Genomic DNA, 26,511 nt, shown 5'->3' with positions numbered 1-26,511 from the left:
TTAATCCGAACAATACAGGGGCGGCTCATGAACAAGCTGGAACTGCTGCGCACCTTCGTTCGCGTCAGCGAAATGTCGAGTTTTACTCTGGCGGGGGAAAGCCTGGGCCTGCCCCGGTCCACGGTGTCCGATCACGTTCAAGCCCTGGAAACGCTGCTGGGGACACGCTTGCTTCAACGCACTACGCGCCGGGTCCAGGCGACTCAGGACGGGCTGGTGCTGTACGAACGCAGCAAGGATTTGTTGTCGCACATGGACGACATCGAGGGCCTGTTTCGCCAGGACCCGGCCTCGTTGGTCGGGCGGATTCGCATCGACATGCCGAACTTTCTGGCCCGCCAGGTGGTGATGCCGCAACTGCCGGAATTCATGGCGCGCCACCCCCACCTGGAACTGGAAATCAGCACCACTGACCGGCGAGTCGATCTGCTTCGGGAGGGTTTTGATTGCGTGTTGCGCGTGGGGTCGCAGCCGGACCAGTCGGTGGTCGCTCGTCGCGTGTGTGATTTCGCCATGGTCAACTGCGCGAGCCCGGCGTACTTGGCGCGCTACGGGATTCCCGAAACACTCGAAGACCTGGCGCAGCACCGGATGGTGCATTACGTCGGCGTATTGGGTTCGCGGTCGGACGGGTTTCTCTACGAGGTGGAAGGCAAGCCCCGGCAACTGCCGATGGCGGGCAGCGTGACGGTCAACAGCACCGATGCTTATGAGCTGGCGTGCGTGGGGGGATTCGGACTGATTCAGGCGCCGGTCAAGGGCATGCAATCGCACTTGAGCAGTGGTGATCTGGTGGCGGTGCTGCCGCAGTTCAGCGCACCCTCGATGGAGGTCTCGCTGCTCTACGCCCGGCAACGGCATTTGCCGCTGCGGGTGAGGGCGTTCATGGACTGGCTGGCCAATGTCATCCAGTCCACAACCTAACCGCCCCCTGTAGGAGCGAGGCTTGCCCGCGAAGAACGATAACGCGGTCTGACCGAATGACCGGGTTATCGCTCTTCGTGGGCAAGTCGGATTGCCGCACCACTCGCGCCTACAGGGTTATGTGTGGGGCTAGAAGAATTGGGTGAACAACCAATACAGGCTGCCTGACAGCACAATCGCCGCCGGCAAGGTCAGCACCCACGCCATCAGCAGGTTGCGGATGGTCTTCATCTGCAAGCCACCGCCGTTGGCGACCATGCTCCCGGCCACGCCCGAGGACAACACGTGAGTGGTCGACACCGGCAAGCCGAACATGTCCGCTGCGCCGATGGTCAGCATGGCCACGGTTTCCGCCGAGGCGCCTTGCGCGTAGGTCAGGTGGGTCTTGCCGATCTTTTCGCCGACCGTCACCACGATGCGCTTCCAGCCGACCATGGTGCCCAGCCCGAGCGCAATCGCCACCGCGATCTTCACCCACAGCGGAATAAAGCGCGTCGAGTTGTCGATCTGTTGCTTGAACAGTTGCAGCTTGCCGGTGGTGTCGGCGTCGAAGTGGCCGACTTTGTTCTTGTCCATCAGGCGAATGGTTTCGCTGGTCAGGTACATGTCGTTACGCACGTTGCCCACGGCTTCGGCCGGTACTTTGGACAGCGAGCCATAACCCTTGACCTCTGCGCCGATACTGCCCGTAAGGGCGGCGAGGGCCGGGATCAGTTGCGGTGTGGCTTCCTTGCTGCGCACGTATTCAGAGAGGATCGGGCGCGGATCGGCGGGGGCCGGCATCGGCACGCTTTTGACCAGCGCTTGCTGGGTGACTTCGGCGACGGCGGCGAACTGCAGCGCCTGATCGGCCGGCATGGTGCGGTTCAGCGCATAGGCCATCGGCAGCGTGCCGACCAGAATCAGCATGATCAGGCCCATGCCTTTTTGGCCGTCGTTGGAACCGTGGGCGAACGAGACCCCGGTGCAGGTCACAATCAACATGCCGCGAATCCACCACGGCGGTGGCGTGTTGCCGACGGGCGCCTTGTACAGCGCGCGGTTCTTCACGAACGCACGCAAGGCCAGCAGCAACAGCGCGGCAAAACCGAAGCCGACCAGCGGCGACAACAGTAACGCATAGCCGATCTTGGTCGCTTGAGCCCAGTCCACGCCGCTGGTGCCGTCGTGGCCGTGCATCAGGGCGTTGGCCACGCCGACGCCGATGATCGAACCGATCAAGGTGTGCGACGACGAGGCCGGCAAGCCCAGCCACCACGTGCCGAGGTTCCACAGGATCGCCGCGATCAACAGGGCGAAGATCATCGCGAAGCCGGCGGAGGACCCGACTTGCAGAATCAGTTCCACGGGCAGCAGGGCGATGATGCCGAACGCCACCGCGCCACTCGACAGCAGCACCCCGAGGAAGTTGAAGAACCCGGACCAGGCCACCGCGAAATTCGGCGGCATCGAGTTGGTGTAAATCACCGTGGCCACGGCGTTGGCGGTGTCGTGGAAACCGTTGACGAACTCAAAGCCCAGGGCGATCAGCAGCGCCACGCCCAACAGCAGAAACGGCGTCCAGGTGGTGACCTCCGTGCCGAGTTCGCTCATGTCGTGCATCAGGCTGTAGGCGGTGAACAACAACCCGCTGGCCAGCACTCCGAAAAACACCACGAGGGTGAGCAGGCTGGGTTTTTTATCGAGTTGAGGCCTGGCACTGCGGGCGGGAGCCTGGGTTTGGGCGGTGTAGGAGGGCGTAGCCATGACAGACAATCCTGAGGAAGGAAGGAGTGTCTGTCATGATCGTTGCCAAATGTTACAGAGAAACTGCCCTAGATCAGGGTTTGGTTTTTTTGCTGATCCGTTAATCAGAATTCTCCCGGTCCCTGTAGGCGCGAGGCTTGCTCGCGAAAGCGATGTATCAGGTAAAACGCCTTCGCGGGCAAGCCTCGCTCCTACAGGGGATGGGGTGAAGGCTCAATAATCCTGGCGTTTGCGAAACGCCCAACGCCCCGCAATCACGGTAAACGTCGCCACCAGTGCCACCAGAATCCAGAACCCCTCCGGATCCCCCGACAACGGCACCCCACCCACATTCATGCCAAAAAAACCGGCAATGATGTTGATCGGCAGCGCCAGCACCGTCACCACGGTCAGGGTGAACAGCGTGCGGTTGCTCTGTTCGTTCAGGTTGGCCGCGATCTCTTCCTGCAACAGCTTGATCCGCTCACCCAGCGCCGTGAGGTCGTTGATGATCAGCGCAAATTCCTCGGTGGACTTGCGCAACTCCTTCACGTCTTCCTTCTGCAACCAGTGCGGCGGCCGGTTGAGCAATCGCAACAACGAACCGGGCTCCAGCGCCAGCAGCCGTTGCAGGCGCACCAGCACCCGGCGATTGGCACCCAGTTCCGCACGGTTGGTCGACAGCCGCGAGGACAGCAATTCATCTTCGATCTGATCGACACTGAGGCTGGTCTTTCGCACGATCTGGGTCAGGACCTCGCCCTGATCGCGGAGCAAATGCACCAGCAATTCCAGCGGTGAACGAAAGCACTCGCCGGCCTTCACCGACGAGCGCAACTTGTCCACCGAGTGCAGCGGTTGCAGGCGGGCGCTGATGATCAGCCGGCTGCGGGCGCACACCCACAGCGTCGACACATCCGACGACACCATGCTGCTGAGGTTGAACACCACATCGTTGACCACCGCCAGCAACGCCGAATCCACATGCTCGATGCGCGTGGATCGAGACCCTTCGTGCAAGGCTTCGAAAAACTCGTCCGGCAATGCCAGATGGCTTTTCATCCAGCGCTCGCACGCGGCATGCGCCAGGTTCAGGTGCAGCCACAGGAATTCATCGCTCTCGTCCGGCTGTTGCAGGCATTGCAGCGCTTTCGCCGAATCAATCTCCCGACCCCGCTCACCGGGGCGAAAACTGAAACCGTAGAGCAGACCGAACAGGTCCGGGTCGCGATGGCTTTGGTCGATGCTGTGGTTCATTGGGGCTCGCAAGGGGAGGCGCCTGTCGCAGGTTTTACAGGTTCACTTGAGCCGCATCATCGCAACTGTGGATGACGTTTTTGTGACGAAAAAATAACCGCAAACGATTGCATTGCCGGTGGTCGGAATGGATTCAAGAACCGCTCTGGCCCGCCGATCCTGCTTAAGTTACCTTGCGCGGCTTCGGCCATGAGCCAAGTTTCAGACAGGGATGTCCGGACACCTTTCACGCTGTGTTTGCCGCGTGTCTCACCCCCTGTCATGAGTATCACTCGATGCTGCAAAAATCCCTGAGAGCACAAATTCTCGCCCTGTTGAGCGGCAGCCTGTTGGCGGTACTGTTGATCGCCCTGGCTTGCTTTCACTTTCTGTCCGGCGGCGTTCAGAGCTACGCCAACCTGATTGAAGGCCCGCTGCACACCTCGCAGTTGATCGATGAAGCCAACCTGCAATTCAAGGTGCAGGTCCAGGAATGGAAAAACGTCCTGCTGCGTGGCAAGCAACCGGCCGACCTGGACAAGTATTGGAAACAGTTCGAAAACCGTCAGCGCGATGTGCAGAGCATTCTCGGTGAGCTGGCCGTGCAAAAAGGTATCGATCCGCAACTGAAAACCCGCATCGAACGCCTGCGTGACGAACACCGTTTGCTGGGCGCTGCCTATCAGAAGGGCCGTGACGCCTACGTGGCGGCGGGCGCCGACCCGACGGCAGGCGACGCGGCGGTCAAAGGTGTCGACCGTGCGACCAGCGAACAGATGACCGAGTTGGTCAGCGAATTGCGCAAGCAGGGTGTCGAGCAGTCGAAGCAAATCAGCGCCGAAGCCGATCGCACCGTGTTGCTGGGGCTCATTGTGATGCTCGTCTCGGGGCTGTTGATCGGGCTCTTGAGCCTGTGGCTGGTCAACCGCAACCTGATTGAACCGATTCGCAAACTGATCGAGTACGTCGCGCAACTCAGCCAGGGCAAGTTTGCCGACCGCGTGGCCAGCACCCGTCAGGATGAGCTGGGTAAATTGGCGGTTGCGGCCAACACTTTGCGTGATTTCCTCGCCGAAACGTTCAGCCGTTTGCAGCGCAGCGCCAAGGACCTGGACAGCGCCAGCAGTGAGCTGAACTCGATCGCCAGCCTCATGACCAGCGGCACCAATGAGCAGTTCAACCGCACCGATCAGGTGGCCACGGCGATGAACGAAATGTCGGCCACCGCACAGGAAGTCGCCCGTCACGCCGCCGATGCCGCACGCGCCGCCGACGATGCCGACCAGTCTGCCCAGCACGGCGAAAAAGTCATGCAGGGCACCATTCACACCATCACCCGGATGCGCGGCGAAATCGCCAACACCGCCACGGTCATCCGCCAACTGGAAACGGATAGCGGACGCATCGGCAAGGTGCTCGAAGTGATTCGCGGTATCGCCGAACAAACCAACCTGCTGGCGCTCAACGCGGCGATCGAAGCGGCCCGTGCCGGTGAAGCCGGGCGCGGTTTTGCGGTGGTGGCCGATGAAGTGCGCAGCCTGGCCCAGCGCACGGCGGCGTCGATCATCGAGATCAACCAGATCATCCAGACCGTGCAAACCGGTGCGGTGGACGCGGCTCAGGCGATTGAAAGCGGCCAGTCGCGCAGTGAGGAAAGCGTCGAGCAAGTGACCCAGGCCGGCGCCATGCTGGAGCGGATCACCCATGCCGTGGAAGCCATCCGCGACATGAACCGCCAGATCGCCACCGCCGCCGAAGAACAGACCTCGGTGGCCGAGGACATTTCACGCAACCTCACTGAAATCACCAGCATCGCCAGCACCAACCTGGACAACGTGCAGCGCACCGAAGCGGCTGGCCGTCATTTGCATGGGTTGTCGGGGCAGTTGAATGAAGTGACGGCGCGTCTGAGCGCGTAACGGAAACGGCGGCGTATCAGGTCGGTTACCGAGTCGGTACGCCCGTCGCTCTCGGATCCATAAGGGTTACGCCGCTGGTCGGGCGCCTGGCATTTTGGTTCGGTTTTACGGGGCACCTGTTAGTTCTGACAGTAGACGATTGCCGTGCACGAGCGTTTGATAACGCTGTCAGCGCAGTGGCGCTGCTGTATTCACAAGGAGCGTTTTTATGTCTATGGATCTGCAATTAAGTCGTTTGAAAGTAGAAGGGGGTGACGATGGCGAACTCACCGAACCGGTAGGCGAAAATGGTTTGCGGGCGCTAGTCGAAGGCAACCAGAACTACAAAAAAGGGGACAAGCTTGAAGTGATCTGGAATGACGTGTCGGTGTTCACGCATACAATCACGGTGGTTGAAGAGGTGGCAGGTGTGCACTTTTACATTGAAAAACAGTTCATTAAGCTTGGTCCCGTGAAGGCGAATTACACGCTAGCCGACGACTCTGGAAATGTCGCTGTATCGCCCGTTTCTAACTTCAACGTCATTGCTGCGACTTAAGCTTTTCCCGGAACTGTCTGCACCGGAAAGCTGAAAACAAACTGCGTGCCTTCCTTCGTTGTCGAGCGCACTTCCAGCTTTCCACCATGGGACTGCGCAATCTGACTGGCGATGTACAACCCCAACCCGAGACCGGTCTGCGGTGTTCCGCGGGCCGGTCGCGCGTAGGGGCGAAACAGATGGGGCAACGCGTCCTCGGCGATGAGCCCCTGATTCGTCACGCTCAGCACGAACTGCCCGTCGTGGATCTGCGCGCTCACGTCTACCGAGCCCTCGGGATCGCCGTGGGCAACGGCGTTCGCCACCAGATTGGAAAGCAATTGCGCGACCCGCTCGCGATCGCACTGAATGCCGTGCAGCTCGCCAATGGACATGCGAAGGGTGCGTTGGGGATAGATGTTCTGGACTTCTGAAATCACGTGCCGCAAGGCGTCGCCCAGGTCCGGGCACGGTGCGATGTCCACCGGAATACCACTGCCCAACGAACCACGAGCGAAATCCAGCACATCATCGACCAGTCGGGTCGCGCGCCGGGCACTGGTCAGAATGTGCCGGGCCCGTTGCTGATTCGCCGGGTCGGGAAGCTTGCGCAAGAGCATTTCGGCGCCGGCGCTGATCGCGAACAACGGGTTGCGCAGGTCATGGCCGAGCACGGCGATGAACTGTTCGCGCAACGCGGTGTTTTTGCGTTCCGCCATCAATGCCGCTTCGGTTTTTTGCAGGTTCTCTTCCGCCTCGATCTGCAACGCCAGCATTCGCGCAAAGGATTCCATGGTGCTCTGGATCGTGCTGGATTTGAGCGATGCAGGATTGGGATCAAGGGCGCAGATGGTGCCGAAAAAGCGTCCGTCGGGGCGAAAGATCGGCACCGAAATATAGCTTTCGAATTGATAGAGGCGAGGGGTGTGGTGATCGCGGTAAAGCGGGTCTTCACTGGCCTTGTCGATCACCACCGACTGATGCGCCTGGCGAATTTCGTGGCACAAGGTGGTGACCACCTCCAGCTCGCCGCCGACCTGCAAGCCGAAGTCCAGCTGATCGAGTACGGCGCAAGCGGTCCATGAGTCTTCAGTGACACGCGCCACCGCAGCGAAGCGCAGCCCTGTCAATTCACGGATCACTTGAAGAATCGCCGGCACCGCGCTGATCCGGCCGATCGTGGCGATGTCTGCTGCCGCTGTTTGCCCCATCTCAATCCATCTCTGTGTAATCACCGTTGAGGGATTCTAGCGGGCTACCGCCGAGTTGGCGCGTGTTGATTATGCGAATCCGGCATGCAAAAAAGCCGCACGATCCGAAGATCGTGCGGCTTTGTTTGATACGGGTATCAGGTGTCTTGTTTGTCGCTCAGGACTTTGCCGGTGGTGGCATCGAAGTCCACGTCGAATTCTTTGCCGTCAGCGGTTTTCAGTTCCACTTCGTACTCGTAGTTGTTGAAGTGGTTGTCCAGATCCGTGTCGGTGATGGTCGAGCCTGGGTGCCGTTTCAGAGCCTCCTGGTTCATTTCTTCCAGTGGCTTGATCTTGCCGCTCTTGACCAGCTCAGGGATCTGGTCGACACGAACGTCAGCCTGAGCCAGGCCAGCGGTGAGGGTCAGGGCAGCAGCGGTGAACAGGGCAGTCAGGGTTTTCATGGGTTCATTCCTTGGGGTGATCTGTTTAAGTGAGTCCAGATTAACTGTGGCAACTTAATTCACCCTTAATTCCAATCACCGTGTCGTTTGGAAGATTTCGCGGGCAAGTCGGCTTGCCCGCGAAGAAGACGACGCGGTGTCGTGTCAGCTAGCGATCAGTACCCGTTGTTCTGCAGTAACTGCGCCACCGTCCCGGCCGCCGGGCGCTTATAGAACTTCAGCAATTCACTGGCGCGGTTGGTGAAGATGCCATCGACGCCGGCGTCCATGACTTTCTGGTAATCAACCGCTTCGTCGATGGTGTAGACGTGCACCAGCAGGCCTTGATCGTGGGTGTACTGGTTCATCCACGGTTTCACCAGGTCCGAATAGCTCTGATCGCCACCCTTGGTCAACGCGGCCGAAGGACCGGTGCCGATTGCACCCTGGGCCTTGGCGTACTCGACCCATTGCTGGAATTCGGCTTTGTCTTTCGGTTCCTGTTTGGCGTAGTAGGTGGCCTTGTCCTTGTCGCCGGACTCGGCAAACGTCACTTTGGACTTAGGCTCGATACTGCCTTCGCCGACCCACAGCAGCAGGATCTTCGGCACTTGCGGCATTTCCTTCTCTAGCAGTTCGAGGCTGCTCTTCTCGAAGGTTTGCAGCACGACCTTGCCCTTGCCCTGGCCGACCGCCAGATTGCTTTTCGCCAGTTTGGAACCGGCCGGGCTCAGCCAGCCGCGATCCTGCAATTTGTCCTTGAGGTCGCGTTCGAGGCCGGGGAATTGCTTTGGTTCTTTGGTTTCAATGTACAGGCCGGGCTTGTGCAGCGGATTGCCCTGGGCGATGTCGATGATTTCGTCGAGGGTCAGGATCTTCAGGCCGACGAAGGACGGACGTGCGCGATCCGGGTACGCGGCGTTGAACCAGCTGCCGGCATCCAGGGTTTTCAGTTCGGCGAGGGTGAACGCGTTGGCCGGGCTGTCCTTGCGATCGGGGAATTTGGTGGCAACGTCGGTGGTGCGTTGCAGGTTGTTGTCGTGCAGGGCGAACAGCACGCCGTCCTTGCTGCGTTGCAGGTCCAGTTCCAGGTAATCGGCGCCCAGATCACGGGCCAGTCTGTAAGACGCCGCCGTGGATTCCGGTGCATCGTAGGATGCGCCGCGGTGGGCGATGACCGCCGGGTGCGGGATGCCCAAACGGGTGGCCAGTGCAGTCGGGCTGGGCTCGTTGGCGGCCTGTGCCTGGCCGAAGCCCAGCAGCATGCTCAGCAGCAGGGCGCTTTTGGTGAAGGTAACAGGCATGGTCGAGGTCCTTTCGCGTTGAATTTTCAAAGACGTCTCTTTTAACAACTGAGCGCCGCCAGCGCTATCGCCAGACCGACATAAACGTGTTTAAAGCAGATTTTTTCAGCGCTTTTGTGCGGTTCTTTGCAGTACTCTTGGCCCCGGCGTTTCCCCGGCAGAGGGAAATCCGAATGCCTGTCCTTGCGTGTAAACCATCGTTCACCGGTCGTTAACGACCTTTTGTGAGGTTTATATGCGCATCACTTCCGAGCTTATCTGCCAGGCCGCCGACCAACTCAAAGGCTTCGTCGGCCTCAATCGCAAAACTGGCCACTACATTGTGCGTTTCAGCGAAGACTCGTTTGGTATGGACGTGGCGGATGACGGGATCATTCCCACCAGTGAATTTGTCTGGGCGCCGGGGCCTGGGCAGGCCATGACGCTCAAGCGTGAGTTGATTCAATTGTTGCTGGATCAGAATATTGATGACCGGATCAATGTGACCGAGCCGTTGCGGGTTTACATGAATCGGCGGGAAGTGCCGGAGATTTCGGCGGTGCGGAGTCTGGTTCGGGGCTGAAGTTTTGCTGTGTCTGGACTGGCCTCTTCGCGGGCAAGCCTCGCTCCTACAGAGGGCACCGACAACCTGTAGGCGCGAGGCTTGCCCGCGAAGGCGGCCAGAAGAACACCGCATCATTTTACGGCCTTGAACCCATACGCCCGCTCAACCTTGCACACCCGCGTATGACACGTCGAATACCACGTCGACCGGCCCCGCTCACGGATCGCACGGTGCTCAGGATGATGTTTCCACGCCAGAATCGCCGCCTCGCTGGCCCAGTACGACACCGTAATCCCCAACCCATCCTCACCCCGAGCCGACTCCACACCGAGAAACCCCGGCTGCTCACGGGCCAGTTCCAGCATGCGTTCGGCAGCTTCGGCGTAGCCTTGATCACCGTCGGTGCGCAGCGAGGTAAAAATCACCGCGTAGTACGGCGCTGATGGCGTATCGGCAATCATGGCTGTTGCCTTTTGCAGGCTTCGACCAACGCCCGGGCCAGCGGCGGTAGCGTGCCGTTGAGCGCGGCGCGTTCGGGCTGGAACAGGGTGGCGACGAAAAACGGATGACCCTGGAGCTCCACCGCCCGCAGGTCGCCGGTCGAGTCATGGCCAACGGCGCACAACTGTTGGCTCAATAACTCACGCTCGAACGCCGGGTTCACGCCATAGCGGCAGCGATATCCCTCAACGATCTCGGCGCTTTCGTACACGTTGGCGATCAACGAGCCTTCAACCAGGTGAATGCTGTCCGTTGCTTCCACCAATGAGCAGGTCAGCGGCGTGAGTAATGCGCGTGCTGCACCGGGATGGGTTTCGCCGTGCTCGGCGTCTTCCCAACCCAATACGTTCCGAGCGAACTCAAGCACCGCGTGTTGAAAACCGCCGCAGGTGCCGAGGAACGGTCGCTGCTGCTCACGGGCAAAACGGATCGCCCGCAACGCGCCGTCCATGTCGCGGTAAGGGCTGGCGGGCACGCACCAGAAGCCGTCGAAGTGGTGTAACGGGGTGGCGGCGTTTATGTGATCGGTGGCCAGCCACTGAAATTGCACATCCACGCTCAGTTGTTCGGCAGCCATGCCGAGCGCCACGGGAATGGCTTGGTGGGCGGTGACCTGTGGGTCGTAGTCACCGATCAGGGCGATGCGCAGGGCGGTGTTTTCCATGAGTGATCTCGACGCTTGTTGATTCCTGGCACCCACTATAGATTGGCGCTCACGCATTCAATATTGGCGTTATCCCAAGTGATCAATGCAGCGACGCACTATCGACTCGACTATCCAGACCTGGCGCTGATCCTCGCCTTGGTGCGCGGCGGCTCTCTGGCCCGGGCATCGGCGTTATTGAAGGTCGACGTGTCGACGGTGTTTCGCGCGGTTCGCCGACTGGAAGCCGCGCTGGGCCAGCAACTGTTCGAAAAAAGCCGCGCCGGTTACCTGCCGACCACACTCGCCCAGACCCTGGCCGAGCAAGCCGAGCGCGCGGAACAAGCGCTGGACGCGGCGCGCATTGGCGTGGAGCAGGGCGGTGAAGTCATCAGCGGCACGGTGCGGCTGACCTGCACCGATTCTGTCCTGCAAGGGTTGCTGCTGCCGGCGCTGGCGAAGTTCATGCCGTCCTACCCGGCGCTGACCCTCGAACTGAGCACCTCCAACGACTTCGCCAACCTCAGCCGACGGGATGCCGATATCGCCTTGCGCCTGACTCGCGCACCGCCCGAGCATCTGGTTGGTCGACGTCTGGCGGATATTTCCTATCGGGTCTGTGCCAGTGCGGCGTACCTGAAATCAGTCGATCCTGAAGACCTGGCCTCGCTGACCTGGATCGCGCCGGATGACTTCCTTCCCGACCACCCCACCGTTGCATGGCGGCGCCAGCAACTGCCCGGCGTCACGCCTGGTTATCGCTGCAACAGCATGCTGTCGGTGACCGAGTTGGTGCGTGCCGGGCTGGGCGTTGCGGCGTTACCGGACTTTTTGATCGGAGATGAACTGCAACCACTGACCGGCCCGCTGCACGGTTACGACACCGCGCTCTGGTTGCTGACCCGTCCGGACTGCCGCGCGTTGCGCTCGGTGGTGACGTTGTTCGATGAGCTGGGGCGGGCGCTTCGACTGCCGTGACCGGGTGCTAATCCTTCGGATGATCATTCACTAAATGCTGATGCATTTCCGAGGTCAGGCTTTCAATGCGTTCGGTCAGGTTCTTGGTCATTTCCGTAAGCCGGGTGTTCAGTTCAAGCAGTTCGAGCAGTTGCGCGGTGTTCTGCGCCGCTTGTGCCTGGCGTTCGCTGTTGGCCACGGCGATGGATTCGCGGTGCAGGGCATCGGCATCGGTCTGGGCTTTGTCCCGCGCCGCCTGACGGGTCTGGGCCAACAGGATCAGGGGAGCGGCATACGCCGCCTGCAGGCTGAACGCCAGGTTGAGCAGGATGAACGGATAAACGTCGAACTGGGTCACGCCAGAGACGTTAAGGCAGATCCAGATCGCCACGATTAGCGTTTGGGCGCCCAGGAAGGTCGGCGTGCCGAAGAACCGTGCAAAGGCCTCGGCGCGCAGGGCGAACTTGTCGTTGCCGAACGTTGGCTCCAAGTGAGCATGGGGGCGGTGAAAGCGCAGATGGTCGACGGCAGCGGCGGGTTTGGTTTCGTGGGTCGGCGTGGTCATGATGATCTCTGCATGGCGCTGGGACTGACGTTCACTATAGCCCCAGCGCCATTTTCATTTTGAAACACATTGCCGCGTTTTATTCAGCGCGCGCTGTGATCGGTGTTTCGGCAGAGATTGTCATTTATGGCAGCTCGATTCAGCGCTGATAACAGGCCAGGAACATGTCCAGTGCTGACTCCACCACGGTGCGTTGCATCTCATCTGACAGCGGGGGCAGCCCCATGGAAATCTGCGGCCAGAACGCAAAGGATTTAAGCATTCCCTGGATCTGCTGCGCGGCAAATTCGGGGGCGACCGGCTTCAACCGACCGTCCGCCTGGGCGGCGCGGATCCACACAGTCAGGCCTTCTTCACGCTCGCCCATCCGGGCCACCATGTTCTGCGCGCGCTCGGGAGAATGGATGGTGGCGGCGATCGCCACCCGCGCCAGGTCGAGAAAGTTGTCATCGCCCAGCATCTGCAATTTCGCCTGCAACATCAGGCGCATTTGCTCGCGCAGGGGCAGGTCAGGACGGTAGGACGTTTCCTGTTCGGCGGTCACCCGCGCCCACAGTTGATTGAGGATTTCGGCGAACAATTCTTCCTTGCTGGGGAAGTGGTTGTACACCGTGCGCTTCGACACCCCAGCGGTGGCGGCGATCTTGTCCATGCTGGTGATGTCGAAACCGTTGGCACGGAATTCGGCAATCGCCGCCTGGATGATGGCTTCGCGTTTTCGGTCGGTGAGGCGCTGTGGAGCTGTCATAAGTACGCTTCGGCAGTCGGCAGAGAAGAATTACACTCGGCAGTTTACTTGTGATCCGCTTTGATGCAACCTAGAAACTACACTGTGCAGTGTAATGTTTCGTTAATCCTGTGCAGTGAATACTAGAATCTCCGGCTGATGCGTGCGTGCTTTGGCCAATTATCGTCCCACCGTGAAATCCGCGCTTTGCGGTTTTTCTGGAGTTACTCAGACATGGCCGACTCAATTTCCCCTGCGGACAATGCCTCCACACCCGAAGCTTCCCGTCAGGCACAAGGGCTGTTCCAGAATCATGTGCCTGTGCAACGTGAAGGCGTGCGAAAAATGCTGCGCATCATGTGGAACATGATTTTCAACAAACCGCGCGACACTCGCCCAACTGCGCCCGTCCCGGTGCAATCCCTGAGCCACGCCGCGTTGATTGCCGCGCCCAACCACAGCGTCTACCGCCTCGGCCACTCCACCGTGCTGCTGAAACTGCGGGACAAATTCTGGATCACCGACCCGGTCTTCGCCGAGCGCGCTTCACCCGTGCAATGGGCCGGCCCCAAGCGTTTCCACCAGCCACCGATCAGCCTCGATGACTTGCCGCCGATAGAGGCGGTGATCCTGTCGCACGACCACTACGACCACCTCGATTATCAAACGGTGCTCACACTGGCGGACAAGGCCAACTACTTCCTGACGCCACTGGGCGTCGGCGACACCCTGGTCAAGTGGGGCGTCGATGCCAGCAAAGTGCGCCAACTCGATTGGTGGCAGGGCACGGAAGTCGATGGCATCCAGTTCATCGCCACACCGTCGCAGCACTTTTCCGGGCGCGGCCTGTTCGATGGCAACAGCACGCTCTGGGCGTCGTGGGTGATGATCGATGGCGACACGCGGATCTTCTTCAGCGGCGACAGCGGTTATTTCGATGGCTTCAAACGCATCGGCGAACAGCACGGCCCGTTTGACCTGACCCTCATGGAAACCGGCGCCTACAACGTCGAGTGGCCGCACATTCACATGCAGCCGGAAGAAACCCTGCAAGCGCACATCGACCTCAAGGGCCGCTGGTTATTGCCCATCCACAACGGCACTTTCGATTTGTCGATGCACGCCTGGTTCGAGCCCTTCGACCGGATCCTCGCCTTGGCCTGGGAACGCAATGTGTCGATCACCACGCCGCAAATGGGCGAGGCGTTCAATGTCATGTACCCACAGCGAGGGGCCGCATGGTGGTCGGAAATGGAAAGTACAGTGAAGGAAGAAGGGCGTTTGGCTTGTAGCGGCTACAAGTCTGGATGATGTTTCCTACATTGACAGCTCCTTGTGACTGACAGCCGTTTCCTACGGTTTCGGTAGGCTGTGCGGCGGGTGAAATGACTCACCCGCGATTAGCCATATCAAGGATGCTGTAAATGAAGGACGTTTTAAAAAGCCGCATGACGGCACTGGCGCAGATCATTCTGTTATCGGTCACCGGACCTGCATTCGCAGACAGCAACGCCTCCGTCACTGCCCAGTCGCTCGAATATGCGAGCGTCAGCGAGCTTACCGAGCGGATGGCGCGCAACGAACTCACCTCCGTCACACTGGTGGAGTATTTGCAGGCGCGCATCCACACGCTGGACAAGCAAGGGCCGACGATCAACGCGATTATCGAGCTCAACCCACAGGCCATCGACATTGCCACCGCTTTGGACCAGGAGCGTCAGGACGGAAAAGTGCGTGGTCCGCTGCACGGCATTCCTGTTCTGCTCAAGGACAACATCGACACGGCGGACCAGATGCAAACGAGCGCGGGTTCTTTGGCCATGGTCGGTCAGCCTGCTGTGAACGACGCGTTTGTGGTCCAACAGCTGCGTGACGCAGGTGCCGTCATTCTCGGCAAAACCAACATGAGCGAATGGGCTTACGTCCGGGAAATGGGCTTGCCCCACGGTTGGAGTGGCCGAGGTGGCCAGGGTAAAAACCCCCACGTGTTAAATGGCGAAATCTGTGGTTCCAGCTCGGGTTCAGCCGCCGGTGTTGCCGCCGGTTTCGCACCGTTGGCCATGGGGACCGAAACCAACGGTTCCATCGCGTGCCCTGCTTCGGCCAATGGCGTGGTGGGCGTCAAGCCTACGCTGGGTCTGTTCAGCCGATCGGGCATCATTCCCATCACCCGTCTGCAAGATACGCCGGGTACCCTGACGCGCACCGTTCGTGACGCCGCGCTGATGTTCAACGCCCTGCAAGGCGTTGACGCCCGTGACCCTGTCACCAGCGATGCACCAGTGGGCGTTGACTACACCGCGCTGCTCAACACGGATGCACTGCAAGGCAAAAGAATCGGTTATCCGACCGAATACGTCGGCACCAACGGCACTGTGCTTCGACCCGGTTTTGAATTCCTGATGGCATTGGCCACACTGGAAGAGCAAGGCGCTACCCTGGTGCCGTTGAGCGTCCGACTGCCGGATATCGATGGCTACTTCAACACCCTCATGGCAGGCATGAAACATGAACTGCCCGAGTACCTGGCCAGCCGCTCAGGGTTGCCGATTCAGACGCTTCAACAGTTGATCGATTTCAACGAGCTGAATCCGGGTGCCGAAGGTTACGGGCAGCAAATGCTGAACGACATCAACCAACTGGACATGACCCACGCGCAGGCAACCGAGATGTTCGGCGTGCTCAGTGCCAGCTTCAAGGCTGCCATTGATGAGCAAATGGCTGAACATGATCTGGATGCGATGTTCGCCGATGCCGATGGCTACTCGCAATTCAGTGCCGCAGTCGCTGGCTACCCAGCCATTACCGTCCCGTCGGGCATGAACAGCGATGAACTGCCAACGTCTGTGTTCTTTTTCGGCCAGCGCTGGAGTGAACCCCAACTGCTGGCGCTGGCTTACAGCTATGAACAAGCGTCGTTAGAGCGTCAGAATCCGGCGTTTCGGGAGCAGTAAGGTCCAAGACCAAGGCAGGTGATGGTGGGCGTTAAAGGCCGTGACTGCTCCACCTGCGAGGAAAGCCATGAGCCTTCCTGAAAGGGCGATCCAGTCACGCCTCAGAACGCCTGATCTTCTGCCGTCGGGCCGCTCGCCATGGAGCGGCCCGCGATCTTCGCCACCGTCAGGTCGCAAACATTCCCGTCGAGAATTTCATCCATTTCCCCCGCTGACAGTCCAAGCCTCTGCGCCGCTTCCAGCTTGCCCAACTGACCGGTGTCGAGCAGCATGCCGATCTTCATCAGGTATTCGGCCTTGGCCCTCATTTCCCCCGCATCGGCAGCACCCGAAGACGGATGACCAAGCCTGTCGCATTCATCGATTCCATTCATCTGCTGACTCCTCACTCAACCATCGCGTAGTCCGCCCGACCCACCGGATCAGGCGTCGACCCTCTCACATTCATCCCCCGACCCGGCGCAAATCCGGGGAAGAACACCAGGCCTTCCGATTCAAACCGATACGCCAACGCCAACCGGGTGACATCCAGCACATCGCGTTCGGCCTCGAATCGCACAATGGCGTCCACGGAGACACCGGATTCCTCCGAGAGCTCTTCCACGCTCCAACCCAGCATCGCTCGGGCCTGGGCACAGTGGGCCGGGGTGAATTGGAAAAGGGCGATACGTTCCAGGGTGATTTTCATCGCAAGAGAGGCCATGGTGTTCTCCGGGCTCGAGAGTGCTAATCCAAAAAGTACTGTTGTTTTGTACAGTTGTTTTGCGCCCGGATCAAACTCATTTTTTGATTTTTTCTATGTCGCCCCCTCCATCCAGACGGACGGTGCCTGCCCCAATACGCGGCGAAACATGGTCGAGAATGCCGCCGGGCTGTCATAACCGAAATCCAGCGCAATGCGCGTCACCGGCGTCCCCGCCGCCAACCGCGCCAGGGCCAGCATCACGCAGGCCCGCTGGCGCCATTGGCTGAAACTCAGCCCTGTCTGCTGACGGAACAGCCGATTGAACGTGCGCAAGCTGATGTGCAATTGATCGGCCCATTGCTGCGGCGATTGATGCGCGTCGGGCCGCTGCAAAAAGCCTTGGCACAACCCCAGCAACCGTGCATCGACCGGTAACGGAATGTGCAACGGCAAGTGAGCACTACGCGCCAGTTCATGCAACAGCAAGTCGATCAGCGCGCCATCGCGCCCGGCCTCGTCGTACACCAGCGGGATCTCCACCGCCTCCATCAACAAGTGCCGCATCAACGGCGACACACTGATCACCTGGCAACGATCCCCCAGATCAACCGCATCAGGTTCGATGTACAAACTGCGCGTGCTCACCCCCAGCATCAGCACCTCATGCGCCACCCCCGCCGGAATCCACACCGCTCGCTGCGGCGGCACCACCCAATTGCCATCGTGCGTGCTGACCTGCATCACCCCCGTCGCGCCGTACAGCAGTTGTGCCCGCCGATGCGTATGACGGGGCAACACATGACCGTGGGAATAATCCGTACCGATCGCCACCACCGAGCGGGGCGTGTCATCCAGCAGATTGATCGAAACATTGCGCATTGAGCGGATTCTCGCGGTTGGCGTAAACGCGAACATTATTGGCTGACTTGCTGAAGCAGGCCAAGGCGCATCGCTCTATCGTCGACCGCTCTCAACCAACGGACGACGCGCAATGTTCTATCTCCTGCTGGCATTTTTCGGGTGCGTGACTGGCGTCACTGCGGTGTTGTTCGGTTTCGGCGGCGGCTTCGTTGTGGTGCCATTGCTTTATCGCATGCTCATGGCAAGCCATGGTGCCGATGACCCCGTCAGCCAATCGGCAATGCACATTGCCGTGGCGACTTCGACCTGCGTGATGATCGTCAACGCACTGATCGCCACCGGCAAACACCGTCGCGCCGGCAATCTCATTCGTCATTATCTGTGGCCGCTGGGCGGGTTCATCGGCCTGGGCGCAATCCTCGGAGCGGTCGCCGCGATGTGGGTGAGTGGTGAGGTGATTCGTTATGCCTTTATCGCGTACCTGGGCGTGACCATTGTGGATTGCCTGTTCCGACGTGGTTTTCTGACAGCGTCCGACACCACAATCCCACGACGGTTGGGGAGGGCGGAAGTGTCTGGCGGTGGTGTAGGAATCGGCGCGATCGCGACGTTTCTCGGCGTAGGCGGCAGCGTCATGACCGTGCCGTTGTTGCGACGGTGCGGGTTGAGCATGAGTCAGGCGACGTCCATGGCTAATCCGTTAAGCCTGCCGGTGGCGTTGGCCGGGACGCTGACTTACATGGCGATGGCGGGGTTCACCGAGTTTGATCTGGGGCCGTGGTTTATCGGCTATGTGGATCTGCTGGCGTTTGGAGTGTTGACGATGGGATCGTTGGTGGGGATTCGGCTGGCTACGCCGTGGATTGGGCGGATACCGGATCGTATTCATGCGCGGGTTTATGTCGGTTTGCTGGTGTTGGTGATGCTCAGCATGATGATGAGTTAAAGCGTGCAATGCCGCTCGATTACCCTAAGTAACCTCGCCATAATCCGCCTCGCTTAACTTGCGCCGCGAATCCTCTCCGGTGCCGCTCCGACTCATTTAGGGATTGATCGATGCTCAAAGGATTGATATGCCTGGCGCCAGTGGCCACGCTGTTACTCATGCTGTGTTCCACCGCGCAGGCTGACGATGGACGACGCCTCTTCAGCGGCATGCTGGGCAAGATGCCAATCGTTATGGAAGTGGAAACGTCTAACGCCGAAAACATAAGCGGTCGCTACTTCTATCAAAAGTATCGTAAGGACATAGTTCTCAGTGGCATCAAAAACGGAGAGATGCTGGTACTCGATGAGGGTGAAAACCCTTACGGAGAGAAAAAGCCTCGGCCGCAAATTCATCTGAATATCGAGTCCAATAGGGTGTGGGGAGATTGGAGCAACGACGAAGGCAAAACGTTGAAGATAGAACTGGTGGAAGCCAAGCCGCCAGTAATCCCTACCGGGACTCCTCCTTACCTCGCCAAGCTCCGTGACACCGAACCTTACGAATATCTGCGTCTGCAAGGTCTGACGCTCAAACAAGGAAAGACGGAAACGTTCGATGGCTACTCTTTGCAATGGTGGAGCGAGCCGCAAACAAAGGTGACGTTCTTTGAAATTGTTTCGGGCTACACCCCCGAGGCGCGTGATCGCATCAATCAGTTGTTGATGGGACGTTTATGGCAGGAAGTGGTGGGATATTACGAATGTCTCGCCGGCGGTGGCGTGAACTTCTATTTCCAAACCGTCAAACCGTTGTTGATTACACCAACGGTCATCAGCGTGAGCGTCGGTACTGAGGCCAGCTGTGGCGGCGCGCATCCGGATTACAGCGAGATTGCAATCAATCTGAATGCCAAGACCGGTCAGTCTCTGACTCTTGAAGATGTGCTCTGGGTAGGGCAGGGCAAACCGCTGCATTACGAAGAGCCTAATAACGAACAGTCCTCCGACACATTCACGGCGTATTCCGATTACCGCAACAAAGAATTCGCACCTTGGTTGGTTGGACAGTTGCGTGAGCTTTACCCTGATCAGATGCCTGGCAGCGACGAAAACTGTGCGTACGGCGAAGAAGACCGTTGGCCGTTTCCCACTTGGTATTTCACTGAAAAAGGAATCAAGGTAGGCCCGTACTTCTCCCACGCAGAAGCCCCGTGTGCATTTGTAGACTGGAGCGTTCTGCCTTATAGCCTCGTTAAACAACATCCTGGCGGTGTAGCGGTGCAGCTGCCCTGAAACCGGCATTACTTATCCGATAACCCCGGCGCCTCACGAATAATAAAGTGATCCAGGTTCTCGATATTCGCACTGAACACCCCGAACGTCTGCTCGGGGTTTTTCTTGCTTGGCACCTGCTTCAACTCCGGCGTCACGCCATAAAAGAAGCAATACAACTGCGCTTCACTGTCGATGGCGTGCTTGATCTCTTCCAGAAACGCTTTGCGCTTGCGGTAGTTCTCGATCAACTTCTTGCTCAGGTAAACGTTGACTGAATACGGCTTCTTCTTCGCCTCGTCCGCCTGCTTGAACCAGACCTTCTGCTCGAAATCGATGCGAAAGCTCTGCGTGTAATCCTTGATCTCCTTGATCTTGCCCCAGTAAATCAGCCCCTTGTTATCCGTCAGGTATTCAATCTTCTTGAAGAACGACCCATAAGGCGCCGTGTGCTCGCCAATCTTCAGCGGCATGCGCTTGAGCAGGTCCTTGTCCTCGAAGTTCGACACAAAACACTCCACCGGATGGGCGAAGACACTGGTCTTGTCCGGCGCTGTTTCATGGCTCGGGTGTTCTGTGTTGCTAGCCTCAGTGGTTGGCGTCGGATCGTCCCGCACCACATCCGCCGCCACCGCCGGGTTTGACGGCTTACGCACATACTCACGCCGAGTCAGCAACAACTCCGACGGAAAATGCTCCTCGCGGCTGTCATCCGTTTCCGTACCGTCCGCGTCCACACCTGACGCCGACGCCTTGAGACTGACATAAGGACAATCCGCCACATGCCGGGTGCTGGGCGTGTTCTTGAAGTGCGGGGTGCGAACGTAGTTCACGTTTTTGGCGTTGAACGTCGTCAGTACATTCGCCGCATCGAAGGCCAAACGACAGGCGTCGTTGGGGCATTGGAAGTGTTCCTTGGCGGAGTCGAACTCCATGGTTTCGTCGAAATTGAGATCGCGCACGTCATAGATCGACAGCTTGTCGTCGAGGCTGAGGCAGTAAGCGAGGTCGAATTTCATTGAGGGCTCGGATCCTTGAGTGGGGAAGGGTATTAATAGCGGGAGGCGGGGCGGGTTGCACTGAATGTTTTCATATTCCCACAAAACTCGCATTTATCTGCCGGGGCAGTAGGAGCGAGCATGTTCGCGAAAAAAATTGAGCACCACTCAATATTTGTTCTACGCACCATCATTCACAACCTTTCGCGGCACTCTGCCAAGAGCAGGCTCGCCAAACGGTCGGCTTCAGCTAGTGTGGCCAACTCTAGAAATAGTGGCTATTCGCCCCTGTTACGTAGTGAAACCCTTTGTTACTTTGACAGCTGTAGGAATTTTCCTACGGCGATTGTCGATAAAGGGCTGCGCTCGTGGTTATCAAAGCGGTTTCGAAGGAACGGATAGACAAAGCGTTGCTGGAGTTTGATCGTAAATTTCGGAGTAAACGCGAGTGGCAGGGCTGGGAAAATAACCTAGCTCACCGTTACGCCGTTCACGAGGGCGGTGAACTATATCCGGCGAAAAAAATTGTCTCGTTGGCTACTGGCATTGCCGTAGGAGACTTCTCTGGCGGGCACCCCACTAACAGGTACCTTGAAAAGCGAGGCTTTACTATTGTGGAGTTACCGCGTGGGGAGGGCGTGCCCGTATTGCAGTTCACGCCGGGGGCTGTTTACGACCGGAAAACCGAAATCAATGGACCGTTCGGGGGGAGCCTGCAAAGCGGCATAGCACCGTCTGCTACCTACCCTGCAATATTTTTATTCACTGGCGACAGTGGGGCGCAATTTGGGTATACCGACGATTGGGACAACGGCGCCTATCTTTATACCGGTGAGGGACAAAGCGGACCGATGACTTTGACCCGAGGTAACCGAGCTATTGCTGAGCACGCCGAGGATGGCCGAGCGCTGCACTTGTTTAAGTCCCTTGGCAAAGGTAAAGGCAACGCTTACGTGGGCGAGTTTTCTTGCGCCGACATGTTTGAGCGGACCCAGCCGGATGTTAGTGGCCAGGATCGGACTGCGATTGTTTTTCGGTTAGTCCCTGTGGGCATTCCTGGTGAAATCATTGAAGCTGAAGAACAGGATGAAGATGAGGCTGACTTTTCCGGGTCTCTGGCTGCTGCGCGGTTGGCTGCGCTTGCTGCATGTAAGCCTAGCAGCGATGATTTGGGGCAATCTGCTCCTCGTAAGATCTACCAACGCAGCCGTAAGGTTGCGCACTATGTGTTGATGCGCGCCGAGGGTGAATGTGAGAGCTGTGAGAAGCCGGCTCCTTTTATGAGAAAGGATGGCACGCCCTACTTAGAGCCCCATCACGTAAACCGACTCTCAGATGGTGGGTTAGATCATCCACGCTATGTGGGGGCTGTATGCCCAAGTTGCCATAGGGAAATTCATTCTGGAGTGCACGGGTCGTTGGTGAATGAGAGGCTGAAGCAGCGGCTGGAAGTCATTGAACGCTGATTGAGCGATGCGCCAAGGCTATTGAACCTAATCTGAAGGGCGCTCCAGTCGCTTTCTTATAACAACTCCGAGGGTTGAACCCTCGGAGGATACAGAGTGAACTGTCTGCGAGAAATCCTACGGCACACTGCGATGCTTATTTCTGTCGATCCTACAAGGTCTAACCGACTGAATGCTTTGAAGAGTGAAACGCCTCAAAGACCTTACGCCACCATGGCTTAACTACTGGAACGCGCCTTCGCGTTCGATTCAATAATAGATAAGGCATGTCCCGCAGCCGAATCCAACCTTCATCCTGCCAATGCAACAGACTCAACGACATCTCCGGCCAATCCAACAAACTCAACATCGGTCGATCCGCATTCTTCGACGGCCCCGCGTCGCGCAACGCCGGCACCACTTGATGAGTCAGCCACTCGCGCAACAAGCGATTCCCCGGTGCGTAGTGATAGACCAGCAGCGCATAGACGCCGGACTCGCTGAGCATCAATCGTTTTTCTGGTTGCCCGTGGTAGTCGATCAGCAACGTGTGCCGCTGATCTTCATCCAGTTTGCTGACTACGCGATCGTTCAGGTGGAAACCCATCAGTCGACCAATATCGCGGGCGCAGAACCAGGGTTGGTTTTCCAGGAGGAGGGCGTGGAGGACTAGGTTGTGGCGTGAGAAGGCCATTACCGAAAAGGGATCAGACATAGCTGATCTCCAGAATTGCGAGAGTGTTGGGTCGATCATGTTTAGGCATATCCATTACCTCTACGTTTAGATTTTGGAGGGCCTGAACCCAACGTAGAGTGGACTTAAGAAATCCCAACGAGCAAAGCCATCACACACCCGAACGACAAATCACCTAAAGGTGATTGCGGATATGAATGAATGGCCAAGCTTTCTACGTTGGGCGTTTCTTAGGCACCTGTAATGGAGCTTAGAGGTGCTTTGAATGGGCATCAATGAGGAAGCCGCTGTAAGTTCTGTAGGAGTTTTAGCGTTGTCGTGTAGGGACGAAAAATGGTTATTCACTTCCCAATAAAAAAGCCCCAATCAGATCGTTCGATCAGATTGGGGCTTTTGCTTATTCGATTTGCCGATTCAAATAACCATCATCAAATCGTGGCAAGCGCGGAAATCAATCCCAGCTAAGCGCACCACCGGTTTGGTACTCAATAACCCGCGTCTCAAAGAAATTCTTCTCTTTCTTCAAGTCCATAATCTCGCTCATCCAAGGGAACGGGTTAGTCGTCCCTGGGTACTCTTCCTTCAACCCAATCTGCGACAAACGACGGTTAGCGATGAACTTCAGGTAGTCCTCCATCATCGCCGCGTTCATGCCCAACACGCCGCGAGGCATGGTGTCGCGAGCGTATTCGATCTCCAGCTGAGTGCCCTGCAGAATCATCTGCGAAGCTTCTTCCTTCATCTCGGCATCCCACAGGTGTGGGTTTTCGATTTTGATCTGGTTGATCACGTCGATGCCGAAGTTCAGGTGCATGGATTCGTCGCGCAGGATGTACTGGAACTGCTCGGCGACGCCGGTCATTTTGTTGCGGCGGCCCATGGAGAGGATCTGGGTGAAGCCGCAATAGAAGAAGATGCCTTCCAGAACGCAGTAGTAGGCGATCAGGTTGCGCAGCAGTTCTTTGTCGGTTTCGACGGTGCCGGTTTCGAACTTCGGATCGGAGATCGAACGGGTGTATTTGAGGCCCCAAGTGGCTTTTTTCGCGACCGATGGGATCTCGTGGTACATGTTGAAGATCTCGCCTTCATCCATGGCCAACGATTCGATGCAGTACTGGTAGGCGTGGGTGTGGATCGCCTCTTCGAAAGCCTGGCGCAGGATGTACTGGCGGCATTCCGGGTTGGTGATCAGGCGGTACACGGCCAGGACCAGGTTGTTGGCAACCAGGGAGTCGGCGGTGGAGAAGAAGCCGAGGTTGCGCATCACGATGCGGCGCTCGTCGTCGGTCAGGCCTTCCGGGTCTTTCCAGAGGGCGATGTCGGCGGTCATGTTGACTTCTTGCGGCATCCAGTGGTTTGCGCAGCCGTCCAGGTATTTCTGCCAGGCCCAGTCGTACTTGAACGGTACGAGTTGGTTGAGGTCGGCGCGGCAGTTGATCATGCGCTTTTCGTCGACAGCGACGCGGGCGGAGGCGCCTTCGAGTTCGGCGAGGCCTTCAGCGATGTCGAGGTTGTCCAGGGCTGCTTTGGCACGGGCGATGGCGGCAGAGTCGTTCGCGGTAACGGCGCGAGCTTCTTGAGCGGCGACACCACCAGCGGTGTCGAGTCGGTCCATGTTGGCTTCAGTCGCGTGGCCGGCGTTGGCGCCTTTTACCACGGTCTCGCCGCTGTCTTCTTTGTCGAATTCGTCCCAGCTCAGCATGACGTGTCGTCTCCTGCGTGAGGGCCAGATGCCCGTGTGAAAACTGATCGGTTGTTTTTCACACGGCCGTACTGGCCGCGTTGGATAGCGTTTTTTGCAGCGGTACACGCAGGCAAATAAACATAAATTTTTACGGGGTTCCGAGAGCCTCTGAGGGGCGCAGAAATCGGTGAGGACGTCGGCGTGGGCTTCAGACTGGCTGTTATCCCTGTAAGGGAATATTGCAGGCCCGTTTAAGCCGGCATTATAGGGAAATTTTTGCGGCCGTGGTGGGGCGAATCCGCGCATGGAGCGGTCGAGAAGGCGGGTTTTTCGGTCGGAGCGAGGGTTTACAGGGCTTTGGCTGGAGATCGCGGGTTAAGATTTTTTTTCATAAATTTTGATGCGCTACTTTTTTGTTCAAAAAATAGGCAAAAAAACCGGTTTTTCACTACATGTTGTGTTTTGAATCGGTTTTCGGTGGTTCAAGACACAACTAAGCCCGACCGAAGCCGGGCTGTAAAGTCACGCTCGATGATCAGCTCAGGCGTGCCGCACCGACGTGATCGGCGCCATCGGCAGCGAGTTTGGCCGCACCGGTGTGATCGAAGCCGTCAGCGGCGACTTTGGCGGCACCGGTGTGATCAAAGCCATCCGAAGCCAGTTTGGCTGCACCGACGTGATCAGCACCATCGGCGGCAAAGGAAGCCGTACCGGTACGGTCGTAGCCGTCAGAAGCGACAGTGCGGTCGAAACCGTCAGCAGCGAAGGTGTTGGCGGCCAGAACAGAAAGGGTCAGGGCGAGGATCAGTTTGGTTTTCATGGTAGTGCTCCAGGTTCGTTGGCGTTTTGTGCCTTGGGTATGGAGTGAATGCTACGCCAACTAATTTGATTAAAAAGCGCAAATAAATACTTAAAATAATCGTATTAATCGATATATACGGTTCGGCGCTGCATCAGCCTTGAAAGGGCGGGGCGGATGGGTCGAACCGTTAAGAGGCGGGCGGGTGATCAGCCGTTAGTGCAGCCGTTGCCCATGATGCTGTAGCGCAGGATGTGGCGTTGACCTTGGGAGTCGTCGTATTCCATTTTCACCGGAACAACTTCGCACACATTAGGAACTTCACTCATGGAGATAACTTTGGCGATGTCCAGGTGAGTCGAGTAAGTGTATTCCTCGATGGCGGGTTTCTGCTGTGCGACATCAGTCGGGACCTCGTCTGCCATGGCGGTTGCGCACAGGCTGCTGAGGGCCAGAACTAATAAAGCTTTCATTTCAGATTTACCTTTTAGAGGTCGAATGGGGTCACGCAACCTTTTTGGGGTTGCGTGTGGAGCTTGATTAAAGAGTCTTGGATTAACGGCCTTCGTGGGGGCTGCAACTTGGTTAATCACGTTGCCTTGTTGGCGGGCTGATTTTAGGCGTGGGGGGGGCATTCATATAGGTGGGGTTTTGATAAACACCTTTGACAGATTTCGTAACAATCACCAATTAAGGTGGTAGAAACCGAACAATTGGCGATCTCGGTGATGTGGTTTTCAGGTGGGCCGCGTTATCGTTCTTCGCGGGCAAGCCTCGCTCCCACAGGGGGGTGGTGTGCTTTTAGCGGCGCATTCCAGGCTTATCACGGTAATTTGTAGGGGCTTGTTACTACCATCGTCGAATGGTTCTATAGGCCCGGCCCGGCTACAACTGGGGCCATACAAAAACAACTATTCCACCGAGGTAAGAAAGATGAGTGCGGCTTCTCTGTATCCCGTTCGTCCCGAGGTTCTGGCCAATACGCTGACTGACGAGG

The 26,511-nt window shown here is 58.0% G+C and carries 27 protein-coding genes; 10 read left to right on the top strand and 17 right to left on the bottom strand.

Annotated elements, in window-relative coordinates:
- Positions 1-27: 27 nt before the first annotated feature.
- Entirely contained in the window at positions 28-924 is an 897-nt protein-coding gene (locus FHL16_RS15780; protein ID WP_077748673.1) for a LysR family transcriptional regulator, read from the top strand.
- A gap of 129 nt (positions 925-1,053) precedes the next feature.
- Here the strand turns inward: FHL16_RS15780 and FHL16_RS15775 are convergent, their stop codons facing one another.
- Positions 1,054-2,670, bottom strand: coding sequence for an inorganic phosphate transporter (locus FHL16_RS15775; protein ID WP_077748672.1), 1,617 nt, complete (start codon positions 2,668-2,670; stop codon positions 1,054-1,056).
- A 213-nt stretch (positions 2,671-2,883) separates the two neighbouring features.
- Complete coding sequence (locus tag FHL16_RS15770; RefSeq protein ID WP_077748671.1) at positions 2,884-3,906, bottom strand: transporter; 1,023 nt, start codon at positions 3,904-3,906, stop codon at positions 2,884-2,886.
- 275 nt (positions 3,907-4,181) lie between these two features.
- Here FHL16_RS15770 and FHL16_RS15765 point away from each other — a divergent pair, with 275 nt between their 5' ends.
- Together FHL16_RS15765 and FHL16_RS15760 are read left to right on the top strand one after the other, a co-directional pair.
- Positions 4,182-5,804 carry a methyl-accepting chemotaxis protein gene (locus tag FHL16_RS15765; protein WP_077748670.1) on the top strand — a complete coding sequence of 541 codons (1,623 nt, stop codon included), beginning with the start codon at positions 4,182-4,184 and terminating at the stop codon, positions 5,802-5,804.
- A 208-nt stretch (positions 5,805-6,012) separates the two neighbouring features.
- On the top strand, positions 6,013-6,342 hold the full coding sequence (locus FHL16_RS15760) for a hypothetical protein (protein WP_077748669.1): 330 nt from the start codon (positions 6,013-6,015) through the stop codon (positions 6,340-6,342).
- On the opposite strand, the gene FHL16_RS15755 is transcribed toward FHL16_RS15760, so the two are convergent.
- The 3 genes from FHL16_RS15755 to FHL16_RS15745 form a co-directional block, all read right to left on the bottom strand.
- Complete coding sequence (locus tag FHL16_RS15755) at positions 6,339-7,532, bottom strand: GAF domain-containing sensor histidine kinase (RefSeq protein WP_010457290.1); 1,194 nt, start codon at positions 7,530-7,532, stop codon at positions 6,339-6,341. The genes FHL16_RS15760 and FHL16_RS15755 overlap by 4 nt on opposite strands.
- 137 nt (positions 7,533-7,669) lie before the next feature.
- On the bottom strand, positions 7,670-7,975 hold the full coding sequence (locus FHL16_RS15750; RefSeq protein ID WP_077748668.1) for a PepSY domain-containing protein: 306 nt from the start codon (positions 7,973-7,975) through the stop codon (positions 7,670-7,672).
- 155 nt (positions 7,976-8,130) lie between these two features.
- Complete coding sequence (locus tag FHL16_RS15745) at positions 8,131-9,258, bottom strand: glycerophosphodiester phosphodiesterase (protein WP_010457286.1); 1,128 nt, start codon at positions 9,256-9,258, stop codon at positions 8,131-8,133.
- Between the two features lie 235 nt (positions 9,259-9,493).
- On the opposite strand from FHL16_RS15745, the gene FHL16_RS15740 reads away from it, so the two are divergent.
- Positions 9,494-9,820, top strand: coding sequence for a DUF2025 family protein (locus FHL16_RS15740; protein WP_010457284.1), 327 nt, complete (start codon positions 9,494-9,496; stop codon positions 9,818-9,820).
- A gap of 113 nt (positions 9,821-9,933) precedes the next feature.
- Here the strand turns inward: FHL16_RS15740 and FHL16_RS15735 are convergent, their stop codons facing one another.
- Both FHL16_RS15735 and FHL16_RS15730 read right to left on the bottom strand, forming a co-directional pair.
- A complete protein-coding gene (locus FHL16_RS15735) occupies positions 9,934-10,263 on the bottom strand; it encodes an antibiotic biosynthesis monooxygenase family protein (RefSeq protein ID WP_077748667.1) in 330 nt (109 codons plus the stop codon).
- On the bottom strand, positions 10,260-10,967 hold the full coding sequence (locus tag FHL16_RS15730) for a CTP synthase C-terminal region-related (seleno)protein (protein ID WP_077748666.1): 708 nt from the start codon (positions 10,965-10,967) through the stop codon (positions 10,260-10,262). The genes FHL16_RS15735 and FHL16_RS15730 overlap by 4 nt, the downstream gene beginning before the upstream one ends.
- A 15-nt stretch (positions 10,968-10,982) precedes the next feature.
- Here FHL16_RS15730 and FHL16_RS15725 point away from each other — a divergent pair, with 15 nt between their 5' ends.
- Entirely contained in the window at positions 10,983-11,924 is a 942-nt protein-coding gene (locus tag FHL16_RS15725) for a LysR family transcriptional regulator (RefSeq protein WP_077748665.1), read from the top strand.
- Positions 11,925-11,931: 7 nt separating this feature from the next.
- Here FHL16_RS15725 and FHL16_RS15720 read toward each other — a convergent pair whose 3' ends face one another.
- Together FHL16_RS15720 and FHL16_RS15715 are read right to left on the bottom strand one after the other, a co-directional pair.
- Entirely contained in the window at positions 11,932-12,468 is a 537-nt protein-coding gene (locus FHL16_RS15720; protein ID WP_077748664.1) for a DUF1003 domain-containing protein, read from the bottom strand.
- A gap of 139 nt (positions 12,469-12,607) precedes the next feature.
- A complete protein-coding gene (locus FHL16_RS15715) occupies positions 12,608-13,216 on the bottom strand; it encodes a TetR/AcrR family transcriptional regulator (protein WP_077748663.1) in 609 nt (202 codons plus the stop codon).
- A gap of 213 nt (positions 13,217-13,429) precedes the next feature.
- Here FHL16_RS15715 and FHL16_RS15710 point away from each other — a divergent pair, with 213 nt between their 5' ends.
- The gene (locus FHL16_RS15710; protein ID WP_077748662.1) at positions 13,430-14,506 is read left to right on the top strand and encodes an MBL fold metallo-hydrolase; all 1,077 of its coding nucleotides are present in this window, start codon (positions 13,430-13,432) and stop codon (positions 14,504-14,506) included.
- Positions 14,507-14,619: 113 nt separating this feature from the next.
- Positions 14,620-16,149 (top strand): amidase family protein, encoded by a 1,530-nt coding sequence (locus tag FHL16_RS15705; RefSeq protein ID WP_077748661.1) that lies wholly within the window; start codon positions 14,620-14,622, stop codon positions 16,147-16,149.
- A 101-nt stretch (positions 16,150-16,250) separates the two neighbouring features.
- Here the strand turns inward: FHL16_RS15705 and FHL16_RS15700 are convergent, their stop codons facing one another.
- The 3 genes from FHL16_RS15700 to FHL16_RS15690 form a co-directional block, all read right to left on the bottom strand.
- Positions 16,251-16,523 (bottom strand): hypothetical protein, encoded by a 273-nt coding sequence (locus tag FHL16_RS15700; RefSeq protein WP_010457272.1) that lies wholly within the window; start codon positions 16,521-16,523, stop codon positions 16,251-16,253.
- 11 nt (positions 16,524-16,534) lie between these two features.
- Positions 16,535-16,852 carry a helix-turn-helix domain-containing protein gene (locus FHL16_RS15695; RefSeq protein WP_010457271.1) on the bottom strand — a complete coding sequence of 106 codons (318 nt, stop codon included), beginning with the start codon at positions 16,850-16,852 and terminating at the stop codon, positions 16,535-16,537.
- 93 nt (positions 16,853-16,945) lie between these two features.
- Positions 16,946-17,713, bottom strand: coding sequence for an AraC family transcriptional regulator (locus tag FHL16_RS15690; protein ID WP_077748660.1), 768 nt, complete (start codon positions 17,711-17,713; stop codon positions 16,946-16,948).
- Positions 17,714-17,825: 112 nt separating this feature from the next.
- Between FHL16_RS15690 and FHL16_RS15685 the strand changes: the two genes are divergently transcribed.
- The gene (locus tag FHL16_RS15685) at positions 17,826-18,641 is read left to right on the top strand and encodes a sulfite exporter TauE/SafE family protein (RefSeq protein ID WP_077748659.1); all 816 of its coding nucleotides are present in this window, start codon (positions 17,826-17,828) and stop codon (positions 18,639-18,641) included.
- Between the two features lie 110 nt (positions 18,642-18,751).
- A complete protein-coding gene (locus FHL16_RS15680; RefSeq protein ID WP_077748658.1) occupies positions 18,752-19,915 on the top strand; it encodes a hypothetical protein in 1,164 nt (387 codons plus the stop codon).
- 8 nt (positions 19,916-19,923) lie between these two features.
- Here the strand turns inward: FHL16_RS15680 and FHL16_RS15675 are convergent, their stop codons facing one another.
- Positions 19,924-20,913 (bottom strand): hypothetical protein, encoded by a 990-nt coding sequence (locus tag FHL16_RS15675; protein ID WP_077748657.1) that lies wholly within the window; start codon positions 20,911-20,913, stop codon positions 19,924-19,926.
- A gap of 347 nt (positions 20,914-21,260) precedes the next feature.
- Between FHL16_RS15675 and FHL16_RS15670 the strand changes: the two genes are divergently transcribed.
- Positions 21,261-22,358 (top strand): HNH endonuclease, encoded by a 1,098-nt coding sequence (locus tag FHL16_RS15670; protein WP_077748656.1) that lies wholly within the window; start codon positions 21,261-21,263, stop codon positions 22,356-22,358.
- A 160-nt stretch (positions 22,359-22,518) separates the two neighbouring features.
- On the opposite strand, the gene FHL16_RS15665 is transcribed toward FHL16_RS15670, so the two are convergent.
- The 4 genes from FHL16_RS15665 to FHL16_RS15650 form a co-directional block, all read right to left on the bottom strand.
- Entirely contained in the window at positions 22,519-23,052 is a 534-nt protein-coding gene (locus FHL16_RS15665) for a BRO-N domain-containing protein (protein WP_010457265.1), read from the bottom strand.
- Between the two features lie 430 nt (positions 23,053-23,482).
- Positions 23,483-24,733, bottom strand: a complete 1,251-nt coding sequence (locus tag FHL16_RS15660; protein WP_017340233.1) for a ribonucleotide-diphosphate reductase subunit beta — start codon at positions 24,731-24,733, stop codon at positions 23,483-23,485.
- Between the two features lie 517 nt (positions 24,734-25,250).
- A complete protein-coding gene (locus FHL16_RS15655) occupies positions 25,251-25,535 on the bottom strand; it encodes a hypothetical protein (protein ID WP_077748655.1) in 285 nt (94 codons plus the stop codon).
- Between the two features lie 188 nt (positions 25,536-25,723).
- Complete coding sequence (locus tag FHL16_RS15650; protein ID WP_010457261.1) at positions 25,724-25,987, bottom strand: DUF2790 domain-containing protein; 264 nt, start codon at positions 25,985-25,987, stop codon at positions 25,724-25,726.
- Positions 25,988-26,511 lie beyond the last annotated feature (524 nt).

The sequence above is a fragment of the Pseudomonas sp. FSL W5-0299 genome (genome assembly GCF_005930655.1).
GTDB classification, from domain to species: domain Bacteria; phylum Pseudomonadota; class Gammaproteobacteria; order Pseudomonadales; family Pseudomonadaceae; genus Aquipseudomonas; species Aquipseudomonas mandelii.
This window is presented reverse-complemented; position numbering and strand designations above follow the sequence as displayed.